This is a genomic window from Variovorax sp. DXTD-1 (genome assembly GCF_003984625.1).
Classification (GTDB): domain Bacteria; phylum Pseudomonadota; class Gammaproteobacteria; order Burkholderiales; family Burkholderiaceae_C; genus Variovorax.
In genome coordinates this window covers 40,660-53,231 of record NZ_RWKH01000017.1, presented here as the reverse complement: position 1 = coordinate 53,231, position 12,572 = coordinate 40,660, and the positions used below count along the sequence as shown (strand labels likewise).

14 protein-coding genes and 1 pseudogene are annotated in these 12,572 nt (G+C 66.2%); 6 read left to right on the top strand and 9 right to left on the bottom strand.

Going from position 1 to position 12,572, the window contains the following annotated elements:
• Positions 1–85: 85 nt before the first annotated feature.
• Positions 86–937 carry a 3-deoxy-8-phosphooctulonate synthase gene (kdsA, locus tag EJI00_RS16860; protein ID WP_126748650.1) on the bottom strand — a complete coding sequence of 284 codons (852 nt, stop codon included), beginning with the start codon at positions 935–937 and terminating at the stop codon, positions 86–88.
• Between the two features lie 208 nt (positions 938–1,145).
• On the opposite strand from kdsA, the gene EJI00_RS16855 reads away from it, so the two are divergent.
• Positions 1,146–1,535 (top strand): hypothetical protein, encoded by a 390-nt coding sequence (locus tag EJI00_RS16855; RefSeq protein ID WP_126748649.1) that lies wholly within the window; start codon positions 1,146–1,148, stop codon positions 1,533–1,535.
• A 55-nt stretch (positions 1,536–1,590) separates the two neighbouring features.
• Here EJI00_RS16855 and EJI00_RS16850 read toward each other — a convergent pair.
• Positions 1,591–1,928: pseudogene (locus tag EJI00_RS16850) on the bottom strand (PRC-barrel domain-containing protein).
• A gap of 86 nt (positions 1,929–2,014) precedes the next feature.
• On the bottom strand, positions 2,015–2,461 hold the full coding sequence (locus EJI00_RS16845; RefSeq protein WP_126748648.1) for a helix-turn-helix domain-containing protein: 447 nt from the start codon (positions 2,459–2,461) through the stop codon (positions 2,015–2,017).
• 75 nt (positions 2,462–2,536) lie between these two features.
• Here EJI00_RS16845 and EJI00_RS16840 point away from each other — a divergent pair, with 75 nt between their 5' ends.
• The gene (locus EJI00_RS16840; protein ID WP_185868153.1) at positions 2,537–3,430 is read left to right on the top strand and encodes a class I SAM-dependent methyltransferase; all 894 of its coding nucleotides are present in this window, start codon (positions 2,537–2,539) and stop codon (positions 3,428–3,430) included.
• Positions 3,423–3,974, top strand: coding sequence for a DUF2938 domain-containing protein (locus EJI00_RS16835; RefSeq protein WP_126748647.1), 552 nt, complete (start codon positions 3,423–3,425; stop codon positions 3,972–3,974). Before EJI00_RS16840 ends, EJI00_RS16835 begins: the two co-directional genes overlap by 8 nt.
• On the opposite strand, the gene ctaD is transcribed toward EJI00_RS16835, so the two are convergent.
• The 3 genes from ctaD to EJI00_RS16820 are packed head-to-tail and all read right to left on the bottom strand — an operon-like array spanning position 3,940 to position 7,807.
• Positions 3,940–6,468 carry a cytochrome c oxidase subunit I gene (gene ctaD, locus EJI00_RS16830; protein ID WP_126748646.1) on the bottom strand — a complete coding sequence of 843 codons (2,529 nt, stop codon included), beginning with the start codon at positions 6,466–6,468 and terminating at the stop codon, positions 3,940–3,942. The genes EJI00_RS16835 and ctaD overlap by 35 nt on opposite strands.
• Positions 6,465–7,415 (bottom strand): c-type cytochrome, encoded by a 951-nt coding sequence (locus tag EJI00_RS16825; protein WP_126748645.1) that lies wholly within the window; start codon positions 7,413–7,415, stop codon positions 6,465–6,467. Before EJI00_RS16825 ends, ctaD begins: the two co-directional genes overlap by 4 nt.
• Positions 7,412–7,807, bottom strand: a complete 396-nt coding sequence (locus EJI00_RS16820; protein WP_126748644.1) for a c-type cytochrome — start codon at positions 7,805–7,807, stop codon at positions 7,412–7,414. The genes EJI00_RS16825 and EJI00_RS16820 overlap by 4 nt, the downstream gene beginning before the upstream one ends.
• A 78-nt stretch (positions 7,808–7,885) precedes the next feature.
• On the opposite strand from EJI00_RS16820, the gene EJI00_RS16815 reads away from it, so the two are divergent.
• On the top strand, positions 7,886–8,758 hold the full coding sequence (locus EJI00_RS16815) for a c-type cytochrome (protein WP_126748643.1): 873 nt from the start codon (positions 7,886–7,888) through the stop codon (positions 8,756–8,758).
• Between the two features lie 14 nt (positions 8,759–8,772).
• Here EJI00_RS16815 and EJI00_RS16810 read toward each other — a convergent pair whose 3' ends face one another.
• The 3 genes from EJI00_RS16810 to EJI00_RS16800 form a co-directional block, all read right to left on the bottom strand.
• Positions 8,773–9,036, bottom strand: coding sequence for a hypothetical protein (locus EJI00_RS16810; RefSeq protein ID WP_126748642.1), 264 nt, complete (start codon positions 9,034–9,036; stop codon positions 8,773–8,775).
• A gap of 51 nt (positions 9,037–9,087) precedes the next feature.
• Positions 9,088–9,519, bottom strand: a complete 432-nt coding sequence (locus EJI00_RS16805) for a hypothetical protein (protein ID WP_126748641.1) — start codon at positions 9,517–9,519, stop codon at positions 9,088–9,090.
• A gap of 168 nt (positions 9,520–9,687) precedes the next feature.
• On the bottom strand, positions 9,688–11,469 hold the full coding sequence (locus EJI00_RS16800; protein WP_126748640.1) for a thiamine pyrophosphate-requiring protein: 1,782 nt from the start codon (positions 11,467–11,469) through the stop codon (positions 9,688–9,690).
• Between the two features lie 282 nt (positions 11,470–11,751).
• On the opposite strand from EJI00_RS16800, the gene EJI00_RS16795 reads away from it, so the two are divergent.
• Both EJI00_RS16795 and EJI00_RS16790 read left to right on the top strand, forming a co-directional pair.
• Positions 11,752–12,060 (top strand): plasmid stabilization protein, encoded by a 309-nt coding sequence (locus EJI00_RS16795; RefSeq protein ID WP_126748639.1) that lies wholly within the window; start codon positions 11,752–11,754, stop codon positions 12,058–12,060.
• A 25-nt stretch (positions 12,061–12,085) separates the two neighbouring features.
• On the top strand, positions 12,086–12,559 hold the full coding sequence (locus EJI00_RS16790; protein WP_126748638.1) for a CBS domain-containing protein: 474 nt from the start codon (positions 12,086–12,088) through the stop codon (positions 12,557–12,559).
• The last annotated feature ends 13 nt before the right edge of the window (positions 12,560–12,572 follow it).

Genomic DNA, 12,572 nt, shown 5'->3' with positions numbered 1-12,572 from the left:
AGCTCGTCATTCCGGGCCGGCGGCCAAGGATGGAGAACCTAACCTCCGTCGTTGGGTCTGGCAGTTTTTGCGACGGGCGTCTTGTTCAGGCGGGAATATCAAGGGGCGAGAACGACTTCACTAAGTCATCCAACGCCTTCAGCTGCGTCAAGAAAGGCTCCAGTTGGTCCAGCGGCAGAGCGCTGGGACCGTCGCATTTAGCCTGCGCTGGGTCAGGATGAGCTTCAAGAAAGAGGCCCGCCAAACCAACTGCTAGGCCCGCACGCGCCAGTTCAGCCACTTGCTCGCGTCGCCCGCCAGAGACGGCAGCGTTCGCGTCGCGTTGCTGGAGCGCATGGGTAACGTCGAAGATGACCGGCAGGTTCCCTGTGACCTTCTTCATGGCACCGAAGCCAAGCATGTCCACCACAAGGTTGTCATAGCCGAAACAAGTTCCGCGGTCGCACAAAATGACAGGGGAGTTCCCCGCTTCTCTGATTTTTTCGACGATGTTGAGCACTTGCGGCGGGCTCAAGAACTGGGGCTTCTTGACGTTGATGACCTTGCCCGTCCTGGCAAGCGCGACGACCAGGTCAGTCTGACGGGCGAGAAACGCAGGTAGCTGTAAAACGTCCACCACTTCGGCGACGGGATCCGCCTGCCATGGCTCGTGCACGTCGGCGAGGATGGGCACGCCGAACTCCGCCTTCACGGCTTCGAAGATTTTCAGGCCCTCTTCCAATCCGGGCCCCCGGAAGGAATGAATGGACGAACGATTCGCCTTGTCGAAACTTGCCTTGAAGACGTATGGAATCTCAAGTTTCCGCGTGACGCGGACGTATTCCTCCGCAGCACGCAGGGCCATGTCCTTCGACTCGAGTACGTTCACGCCGCCAAACAGGACAAAGCCATCGCTGTTGCTGACGTTAATTGCGGAGTTAATGGCGACGGTTGTCAAGAAGATCTCCTTTGTGGTGTTGTCCACATTCTCACGGTTCGGCTGCTGATTCAAAATGAATCGCCCCGGCTTCCCTAGACACTTTTGAGCCGTTGGAAATGGCGTCGCTCGAACCCCCCAATGAACCGACCACCTGCCCGGCATCCGTCCGACATCTCCGCTGCTTGAAATCGAAGACCGTGCCATGAACAACTTTCAGGAGAGTTCCATGGCTCAACTCAACCAACCTGCCGACAAGAGCGCATCTCACGACCGGGGTCATCCCGCACCATCGCCCGCAGACCTGAAAAAGGCTGCCGACGAATTCACCGAGGGGCCGAACGTCGAGGCAAGTCCGTGGGAGCTCCAGGCCGCGCGCGGAGAAACACCGCTGCAAGGGCCCCGGGCAGAGAATGCCCTGGACTGGGACGAGTTCCTTGCATGCTACGACGAGTGGAAAGACGCGACCGTTCGTTTCGAAGCCGCCGTTCGCGAGATGAAGGCGGGCTCGGAGCAAGGCCGCTTGCAGGCGCAGCAACTCGCGCGCGAGCTTGCACGCCTGCACCATGCGTTCATGGAATCCTCGCAGCCTTACTTCAAGGCCTCGAAGGTCGATTGAGGGGCCTCCCTGTCGCCCCTGGTTCGGCGGTGCGCCCGCCGAACCCCTCTAGCTCCTACAGCCCGTAGTACTTGTCCACCGTGCCGCTGTATTCGTCGTCGTAGTCCGGCACGCGGTCGCTCGCATACCTGGGCGCGCCCTCGAGCTGCGCCTTGTCCAGCGGCACCACGTAGCCGTCTTGTGCGGTGTCGTACTTCAGCATGGGCCACGGAATGGGATAGCGGTCCGTGCCCATGCCCAGGAAGCCGCCGAACTCATCACGGCGTAGCGGACCTGGCCTGAAACCTTGTCGATCATGAGGTCGTCGATGGTGCCGAGTTTGTCGCCGGCCGCGTTGTACACGGCGGTTCCCTCGACACGCTCTGAAGAAATAACCGTGTTGGCGCTTGTCATGGAAGGATGTCTCCGGCCGGCATTTCTGGGGATGACGGCGTTGAATGTTGCAATGCCCAGAGTTGCAACTTTCGACCTGGAAATTTTCAGCTGCATCGGTCGAGAGACCGTCGTGCTGTAGGAGCCTTTCGGCCGCCGGCGCGTGGTGCAGCCCGCAAGATGCGTTGGAAGGTCGGGCATTCCATGTGGCTTGGCGCCGGGCAGGCGGCGGCGTGGCGAAGGCCGTCGCGCATGGCGGTGAGCTTGCGGATGGTCTTGTCGAGCTCGTCGGCCTTGGCTGCGAGCATCTGCCTGTCGATGCGCGGTACTCCCCCGGGCGCGAACATGTGCCCTATCTCTTCAAGCGAGAAGCCCGCGGAGCGGCCCACCGCGATGAGCGCCAGCCGCTCGAGCACGCCGGCCCCGAACAGGCGGCGCAGGCCGCGCCGCCCGGTGGAGGCGATGAGGCCTTTTTCCTCGTAGAAGCGCAGCGTCGATGCGGGAACGCCGGATTGCTGCGCCACTTCGGCAATGTCCAGATGAATTGCTGCCATTACCTCTTGACCTCAAGTCGACTTGAAGTTGCACAGTCTAGCTTCCGCCTCTTGGGGCATGCAAGGAAATCGATGATGACGAACATCAAGCAGCACGACATGGAAGGCAACGAGCAGGCCGCACTGTGGAACGGCCGCGCGGGGCACGCGTGGGTCGATACCCAGGCCTTGCTCGACCGGCTGTTCATGCCGTTTGAAAACCTGCTGGTGGGCGAAGCACGCGCCGCAGCCGCGCGCCGGGTGCTCGACGCGGGCTGCGGTACGGGTGCGACCACGCTGGCCATCGCACGAACGCTCGGTGGGGAGGGCGCCTGCACCGGTCCCGATATTTCGGAGCCGATGATCGCCGCCGCCCGGGCGCGCGCCGAGCGGGAGGGCGCCTCCGCAAGTTTCATTTGCGGCGATGTGCAGAGATACCCTTTCGAGCCGGCAAGCTTCGACATGATCGTGTCGCGGTTCGGCGTGATGTTCTTCGACAGCCCGGTGCAGGCCTTTGCAAACCTGCGGCACGCCGCCAACGATGGCGCGGCGCTTCGGGCAATTGCGTGGCGCAGCGCCGCAGAAAACCCGTTCATGACCACTGCCGAGCAGGCTGCGGCGCCTCTGCTGCCAAATCTGCCAGTCCGCAAGCCAGGTGCGGCGGGGCAGTTTGCTTTTGCAGATCGGGATCGGGTCGCTTCCATCCTCGAAGAGAGCGGCTGGGGCGGCATCGACATTCGTGCGATCGACGTGGAGTGCACTTTTTCAGAAAGCGATCTGCTGGGCTATCTCACCCGGCTCGGCCCCGTCGGCCTGGCTCTCCAGGACGAGGCCGACGAGCGCAGGCGCGCAGAGGTCGTCGAAACCGTTCGCGCCGCGTTTGAGCCGTATGTATACGGCGCCGAGGCTCGCTTCACCGCCGCCTGCTGGATGATCGCCGCTCAGGCGCTTTCGGTGCCGGCCGAGCCGAAGGGAGCCACCCATGCCTGAGGCCGTGAGTTACGTGGTGTGCGCCGTGCTGATTGGCTCCGGCGCAACGGCGGTGATGGACATCTGGGCGGTCGTGCGCAAGCGGCTGCTGGGCGTTCCCTCGCTCGACTACGCCCTGGTCGGCCGCTGGTTCTTCTATCTGGGGCGTGGGCGCTTTCGACACCATCCGATTGCTGCCTCGCCGCCGGTGAAGGGCGAGCGGCTGATCGGCTGGATTGCTCATTACCTGACCGGAATTTTGTTTGCGGGCGTGCTGCTCGCGTTGTGGGGACTTGGCTGGGTTTTTCAGCCGTCGCTCGGCCCTGCATTGATTGTCGGAATCGGCAGCGTGGTGGCCCCGTTCTTCTTGATGCAGCCGGGCATGGGTGCGGGCATTGCGGCCAGCCGCACGCCGCGCCCGGCCGCGGCGCGCTTGCAGAGCCTGGTGACGCACGGGGTATTCGGCCTTGGGCTTTATGGCGCCGGCTGGGTTGCGAAGTGGGTGCTGATTGCGAGCACGTCGGTGCTGTTCAACCCAGCAGTCGCGGCACCAATTGCACCGTAAGTGCACCGATGATTCCCTGCGCTGTTACGCAGTGCCACATGAGCCCGGTGTTGTCGATGGTCGCGCGGGCCGCGGGCTGCAGCCGGCCTGCCCAGGAGCGCACCAGCACGTAGCCGCCCATCAGCATGAGCACGGCGATGTGAAAGGCCTGGTAGCCCAGCAGCATGCCGACCGATGCGCTCCAGCCTTGCGCGCGCGGGTCGAGGGCCGCCAGCAGATGGCCGCCGATGTCGAGCGCGGCTGAGGCTGCGGCGCCGGCCATGGCGAGCGCCACGAGCACCCGCAGCCAGCGCTGGCCGGGCGCATGCGGCGTGCGGACCATGCGCGTGGCCGCCAGCATGGCGCCCGAGCTGGCCGCGAGCAGCAAGGCCGCGGCCAGCGGCCAGCGCATGGCCGGCAGCGCGGCACCGGGAGGCGGGCACACATCGCTTGCCATTGCCAGGTGCACGTGGGTGTAGAGCAGCGAGACGAAGATCGTCATGTCCACCGCAATCAGAACGATCATCGCCCACCATGAATGCGACGTGCTGCCATGCGCGCCGACCGGCAGGCGCACGCCGCGGCCCACGTCCACCATTGGAACTGGCGGCGGAAGATCTGAATCCCACAACCAGCGCAGGATGAACGCCACCGCGAGCACGCCGCACGCAAACGCCGGGATGGTTTGCGAGACCGTCAACAGAAGAAAGAAGCCCGCCGTGCCCGCGGCCGCTCCCAGCGGCCACCAGCTGTCCGTGGGCAGGCGCAGCAGGTGCAGCGGCCGTGCGTCGCGCAGGCTGGTCATCAGCGTTTCCCGGCCGCCGAACACCGTGCCGGGCAGCCAGTGCTGGCCGGCTTCGACCTCCTGCGGCAGCGCGGGGTTCTTCCACAGCGGATAGGCGGAATCGACCTGCGGAATGCTGCGCGCGCCGTATTCGCGTGGCGGCAGCCATTCGAGCGTGCCCGCGCGCCAGGGATTGCCGTGGTCGGTGGAGGGCCGCCGCAGCGTGCGGAACGCATCGACGAAAAAGAGCAGCACGCCGGCGGCCAGGATATAGGCGCCCACGGTCGACAGCATGTTGAGCGCGTTCCAGCCCAGGCTGCCGTCATAGGTGTACACGCGCCGGGGCATGCCGAGCATGCCCGCGATGTGCATCGGAAAGAACGTGAGGTTGAAGCCGCCGAACATCAGCCCGAACACCCAGCGGCCCCAGCGTTCCGACAGGCAGTGTCCGTTGAAGAGCGGTGCCCAGTAGTAAAACCCCGCGAACACCGGAAACACCATGCCGCCGATGAGCACGTAGTGCAGGTGCGCAACGATGAAGTAGCTGTCGTGCGCCTGCCAGTCGAAGGGCAGCACCGCCACCATCACCCCGGTGAGGCCGCCCAGCACGAAGATGAAATGAAAGCCCAGCAAAAACAGCGTGGGTGCGTTCAGCGCCACCCGGCCGCGCCAGAAAGTGGCGATCCACGCGAACACTTGCACGCCGCTCGGTATGGCAACGATGAAACTCGCCGCCGAAACGATCAGCAGCGAGAGGTTGCCCAGGCCCGCGGTGAACATGTGGTGCGCCCACAGCGCAAAGCTCACCACGCCCACGCCGATGAGCGCCAGCACCACGGCGCGATGGCCCACCAGCGGCGTGCCCGCAAGCGTGGCCACCATCATCGAGACCATGCCCGCTGCGGGCAGGAAGATGATGTAGACCTCCGGGTGGCCGAAGAACCAGAACAGGTGCTGCCAAAGCAGCGGATCGCCGCCGCGCGCGGGAATGAAAAAGGGCCAGTCGAACGCGCGCTCCAGCTCCAGCAGCATGGTGGCGGCAATCACGGCCGGAAACGCGATGACGATCATCAGCGCGCTCACCAGCATGGCCCAGGCAAAGATGGGCATGCGCATCAGCTTCATGCCGGGCGCGCGCGTGAAGAGAATGCCTACGATCAATTCGATGGCGCCGGCAATGGCCGAGATCTCGATGAACCCGATGCCAAGCAGCCACCAGTCGGCGCCGCGCCCGGGCGAAAACTCCTTGCCGGTGAGCGGCGGGTACATGAACCAGCCGCCGTCCGGAGATTCGCCGAAGAAGATGGTGCAGAAGAAAGCCAGGCCACCGATGAAGTAGGCCCAGAACGCATAGGCGGAGAGCAGCGGAAACGGCAGGTCGCGCGCACCGAGCATGCCCGGCAGCAAATAGATGGCCACGGCCTCGACGATGGGAACCGCAAACAGGAACATCATCACGGTGCCGTGCATCGTGAAGAGCTGGTTGTAGGTGTTGGCGTCGATCAGGTCGTTGCCGGGCACTGCCAGCTGCGTGCGCATCAGCAGCGCCAGGATGCCGGCCAGCACAAAGAACAGCATGGCCGCGGCAATGTAGAACACGCCGATGCGCGTGTTGTTGACCGCCGAGAGCTGGCGCCAACCGGTGGGCGGCTCCCAGGCACGCTCCAGCGCCTCGCGCTCTCCCTCGGGGCGCGGCGGCAGGTTTGCAAGATCGTTCGCAGCGTGGGTCATTTCAGTTGCGCGAGCCAGGCCGCGATCAGTTGAAGGTCGGCCTCGCCGATGCGATCGCCGGAAGACGGCATGCGTGCGCCCGGCTTGAGCTGCTGTGTGTGGGCAACCCATGCGGCCAGTTGGGCGGGGTCATTGGGCACGGTGCCGGCGCCCAGGTGCAGCCGGCTGCCCACGTGGGTGAGGTCGGGGCCGAGGCGGCTTTCTTCGCTCACGCCGCGCACGGTGTGGCAGGCGTTGCAGCGGTGCGCAAGAAAGGCTTCGCGGCCTCGCTCTACCTCGCGGGGCGACGTGGGCGAAGTGGCCGCGGTGGCCGCCGGCTTTGCTTGCGCCGCAAGCCAGGCATCGAAGGCCGCGGGTTCCTCCGCCACCACGTGCAGCGCCATGCGCGCATGTTGTTCGCCGCAATACTCGGCGCACTGGCCGCGCCAGGTGCCGGGCCGGTCGGCCTGCAGCTGCAGGTGCTGCACGCGGCCCGGCACCATGTCCATCTTGCCGCCGAGCGAAGGCACCCAGAAGCTGTGGATCACGTCGGCGCTGCCAAGCCCGAAGTAGACGGGCCGCCCCACCGGAATGCGGATTTCGTTTGCCGTGACCACTTCGGCGCCGGTGGCCGGGTCGCGGTAGCGCACCTCCCACCACCACATGTGGCCGGTCACGCCCACGATCAGCGCGCCGGGCGGTGGAATCGGCCGCCATGGCGGCCGGTGCCATTCGCTGTAGAAGAAGAGCGCGGTGAGTACCACCGTCGGAAACACCAGGCCGCCGCCAATCAGCCACCAGCGCGCGTTCACGGCGCCCTTGCGGCGCCGCATGGCAAGCGCGAGCAGCAGCATCACCCCGGCGAAGATCAGCGTGCCGCCCACCGCCAGCACGCCGCTCACCTCGAGCAGCGTCTCGGCGACCGGCCCTGCGGCCCGGAGTGCGGATTGCGGCGGGCCTTCGCTCATTCGAGTGAGAGCAGGTAGGCCGCCATGTCGCGCGCGTCGTCGGGCGAAACGCCCATGGCGGGCATCAGGGTGCCGGGCACCAACGCGGCGGGCGCCACGATCCATCGGACGAGATGGTCCGGCCCGTTCGGCACATGCCCCGCGATGTAGCTGCGGCGGCCGAAGGCTGCAAGCGTCGGGCCCATGCGTCCGCGCGCGGCTTGCACTTCGGGAATGGCATGGCAGCTTCCGCACTGGTACTGGGCGAGCAGTTGCCTTCCTCTCTCGAGCTGGGCTGAAGACGCATGATCGAATGGCGGCCCGCTCCCTCCCGGTGTGCACGCGGCAGAAAGCAGTGCCGCAGCCAGAAGGGCGAACAGGCACACGGCGCGATGCGGAAGAACGGCCACCATGCCGCGATTGTGCGGACAGGAACGCGGCTTGCGCCGACACGGCGGCGCCGGTGCGCGTCGGACAATGCCGCCAATTGAATGTTGCCGATGGGTGCACCCAAGACCGTTCTTCTCACCATTGCCGCGCTGGGCCTTGCAGGCGCGGCGGCGGGCGCGCTGGTGGTGTACGGCGGCCTCTACGACGTGGCCGCCACGGTGCAGCACACGCAGCCTGTCTACTCGCTGCTGGAAACCGCCATGCACCAGTCGGTGAAGCTGCGGGCCCGCAACATCGAAACGCCGAAGCTCGACGATGAGCGGCTGGTGATGCGCGGCGCAGCGTGCTTTCGCGACAAGTGCGTTCAGTGCCACGGCGCACCGGGCGTGTCGCAGGGCGACATCGGAAAGAGCATGCAGCCGCTGCCCGGCCCGCTGGTGGATGCGCGGCACCACTGGAAGCCGCGCGAGCTGTATTGGCTCACCAAGCACGGCATCAAGATGAGCGGCATGCCGGCCTGGGAATACAGGCTGTCCGAGGAAGAGCTGTGGTCGGTGGTGGCGTTTCTTGCCAGGCTTCCCGATTTGACGCCGCAGCAATATGCGCAAGCCACGCGCTTCGAAGCGACTGGCGTGCCGGGCGCATCAACGGGTTCGGCGTGCGGCGCGGCCCCGGACGGAGCATCGGTTCGCTCGGGCGACGTCGACCGCGGCAAGCGGGCGCTTCACCAGTACGCCTGCAGCGCCTGCCACACCATTCCGGGTGTCACCAGCTCGTCGCCGCAGGTCGGCCCGCCGCTCGTGGGAATAGGGGGGCGCACCCTCATTGCCGGAAAGCTGGCCAACACGCCCGACAACATGGTGCGCTGGCTGCGGCATACACGAGAGGTCGATCCGCTGACGGCCATGCCGGAACTGGGCGTGACCGAACAGGACGCGCGCGACATTGCCGCGTACCTTGCAACCTTGCACTGAGGGCGACCGCCGGGCTAGAACTTCGCGGCGGTGCGTTCGTCGTCGACCGTGGCGATGCGCAACCGCGCGCGCTCGTGCTTGATGACGAGCTCGGCACATCGCTCCTGCATGGAGGCATCGGCCGGGGGTTGCTCCCTGCAGTCCACAAGGAGCTGCGACTCGTCGAAGTCCAGACCATGAAGAACCTCCTGGCCATGCGAATTGATGGCCAGGAGGTTTTCGGCGGACAACTGCGTGCGCAGGGTCTCGGAAATGGCGAGCGTTTGCACGGGCTTCACCGCTTCGTCGTCCGGGCGCAGGCTGGTGGAATGACTCCCGTCACTTGGGTGTCACTTCTTCATGGCCTTGATCTCGGCCTTGCCCTTTTCCTGGTCGGCCTTGGCTTGCTTCACGCAGGCGTCCTTGGCATCGCCCTTCTGGTCGTCGCACTTTTCCTTCGCAACGGCGTAAGCCACTTCTACCTTGGCTTCGGCCACCTTGCGGGCGTTGCCGTCGCTGGGCTTCTGCTTCTGGTCGAGTTCGGCCTTGGCAATTTTTTCCTTGCCCTTGGCTTCTTCCATGCAGACGTCCTTGGCGTTGTCCTTCATGGCGTCGCAGGCTGCCTTGTCGGCCTTGTAGTCGGCCGAGATCTTGTCGCGGGCCGCTTTGAAGTCAGCCAGGGCCGGATCGGTTGCCGCCGAGGGGGTGGTGTTCACTTGCGCGTGCACCTGGACCATTCCGAGGCACGATGCCGCGGCGCACATCATTAACAGCTTCTTCATGATGATCTCCTTGACGCCGGTGGTTGTTCTGCAAGAAAGGATTCGGCGTCTCAAATCAATATAGAAGTCGCCCGCACCGCCTCGGTAGGACGCGTCGCGAAACGCCCGTAAGCACATGCTGACGAGCCTGCGGCGATCGTCATCGCGGCCGGGTAGCGGTGCGAGGGCTCACGCCATTGCACTGGCCCAGTACTCTCGCGCGGCGGCCTTGATGGTGCGCATCGCCTCGGGATCGCCATGCCAAAGGGCCGAGAGGTAGGCCTTTGCCTGCGCCAGCGACACATCGGGCGGAAGCGGCGGCACGGCGGCATCGGTCACCATCTCGAGCAGCATGGGGCGGTCGGCCGAAAAGGCGGCGTCCCATGCGGGTCCGATCGCCTCGGGCGTATCGACGCGCATGGCGCCAAGGCCGAGCATTTCCGCGAAGCGCGCGTACGGAAAATCGGGCAGTACCTGCGAGGCCTCGAACTTCGGATCGCCGCCGAGCACGCGCTGCTCCCAGGTCACAAGGTTGAGGTCGCGGTTATTGAGCACCATCACCACCAGGCGCGGGTCGGCCCAGTCGCGCCACATGCGCGCGAGGGTGATGAGCGCGTTCAGGCCGTTCATCTGCATGGCGCCATCGCCCAGCATGGCAACCACCGGCCGGTCCGGATGAACCAGCTTGGCCGCAATGGCGTAGGGAACGGCGGGGCCCATGGTGGCCAGGCCGCCCGAAAGGGTGGCCTTCATGCCGCGGCGCAGCTTGACGTCGCGGGCATACCAGTTGGCGGCCGTGCCGCTGTCGCAGGTCAGCACCGCCTGTTCCGGCAGCCGCGGGGAGAGTTCCCAGAACACGCGCTGCGGGTTGAGCGGCGATGCCTCCACGTGGGCGCGCGCCTCGAGCACCCGCCACCATTTGGCCACCTCCGCTTCGATGCCGCGGCGCCAAGGCCCGTGTTCCTTGTGCTCCAGCAGCGGCAGCAGGGCGGCGAGCGTGGCGCGGCTGTCGCCGACCAGGCCCAGTTCCGCCGGGTAGCGCAGGCCGATGGCGCGCGGGTCGGTGTCGATCTGCACGCAGCGCGCGCGCCCCTCGGGCGGCAGAAACTCCGCATACGGAAACGACGAGCCCACCATCAGCAGCGTGTCGCAGTCTTCCATCATCCGGGAGCTTGGCCGCGTGCCCAGAACGCCGATGGCACCGGTCACGAAGGGGAGGTCGTCCGGCACCGCGGCCTTGCCCAGCAGCGCCTTGGCAACGCCCGCGCCAAGCTTTTCGGCCACGTGGATCAATTCGTCGGTCGCGTGCAGCGCACCCGCACCCGCGAGGATGGCGACCTTGCTTCCGGCATTGATGATTTCGGCCGCGCGCTGCAACGCGGGCAATTCGGGCACCACCGCGGTGGCCGTGGCCCCGATGCCGCTGTGCACGGTGCCGTGCTCGCGCGGCGGCACCGGCACGGCGGGCAGGTCCTGCACGTCGTTGGGAAAGATGACGCAGGTCACCGCGCGGCGGTCGCGTGCGATGCGCATGGCGCGGTCGATCAGGTGGCGGGCCTGCTCGGCGCTGGAGGCCATCTGCACGAACTCGTGCGCCACGTCCTTGAACAGCGAGACAAGGTCCACCTCCTGCTGGTAGTCGCCGCCCAGGGCGCTGCGTTTCTGCTGGCCGACGATGGCGACCACGGGCTGGTGGTCCAGCTTCGCGTCGTAGAGACCGTTCAGGAGGTGGATTGCACCGGGCCCCGAGGTGGCCAGGCACACACCCACCTCGCCCGAGAACTTGGCGTGCGCGCAGGCCATGAAGGCGGCAAGCTCCTCATGCCTGCTTTGGACGAATTCGATGGAGCCGTCGGCCCGGTCGAGCGCGCCCATCAGACCGTTGATGCCGTCGCCGGGGTAGCCGTAGATGCGCCGCACGCCCCAGTCGTACAGGCGTTGCACCACGAAATCGCTGACTGTCTGCTTCATTGAAACTCCATCTGCCGGGCGCGCCGGCGGTTGCCATCGGTTGCGGATGAAGCGTCCTTCGGCGGCGAAGGGCGTCCACGTTGCGCGATGTTCCGCGGTCCGGGGGCGGCGGGTGTCGTGCGATCCGCCCCAGGAGGCGTCGGCGCAATCCCACAGCGCGAGAGGGCCCCGCAGCGTTGCGCCGCCGCCAGACTGCTCCCACGTGCAGGTCCTGCGTCCTCCGACCCACGGCGCTGACGGCAGGCGCACGATGCAAGCATCTTCACCCTTCAGGAGAAAGCAATGCCAAGAGGTGACAAGTCGTCCTCTACGGACAAGCAGAAGCGCAAGGCCGAGCACATCGAGGAAAGCTACGAGCACCGCGGTGTCGGCAAGGCCGAAGCCGAAAAGCGTGCCTGGGCCACCGTCAACGCCGAGACCGGCGGCGGCAAGAAGAGCGGCCGCGGCAAGGCCGAGAACCACGCACCGTCGCGCAAGGGCGGCCACAAGGGCGGCGCCGCCGCTGCATCGCGCACCGCCGCCGAACGATCGGCATCCGCCAAGAAGGCCGCTGCAACGCGCAAGCGCAACGCCGAGCACCGCAGCGGCTGACCCAGGCAAACCAAGGAGATCCGCAATGACCCGAGTTTCCGAACTGATGACCCGCGGCGTACGTACCCTTTCGCCCGCCGATTCGGTGGCATTGGCCGCCCAGGCAATGGACGAACTGGACATCGGCGCCATTCCGGTGTGCGACGGCCAGCGCCTGCTGGGCATGGTGACCGACCGCGACATCGTGCTGCGCGTGGTGGCGCAGGAGCGCCCGCTGGACACTTCGCTGTCAGAGGTGATGACGAAGGACGTCAAGTGGTGCACCGAAACCGACAACGTCGAAACGGTGATGGATGAGATGGCCGGCTACCAGGTGCGCCGCATGCCGGTGGTAGACCGCGACCGGCGGCTCGTGGGCATGCTGTCGCTCGGCGACACGGCCGCCAAGGGCGACATCGGCAAGGCGGGCGATACGCTCAACATCATTTCGCAGCCGGCCGAGCCGGACCGCTCGAAGCAGTCCGCCGCGAGCGGGCCCAGCGGCGGCGGCGCGTCTTGAGCATCTGGCGCGG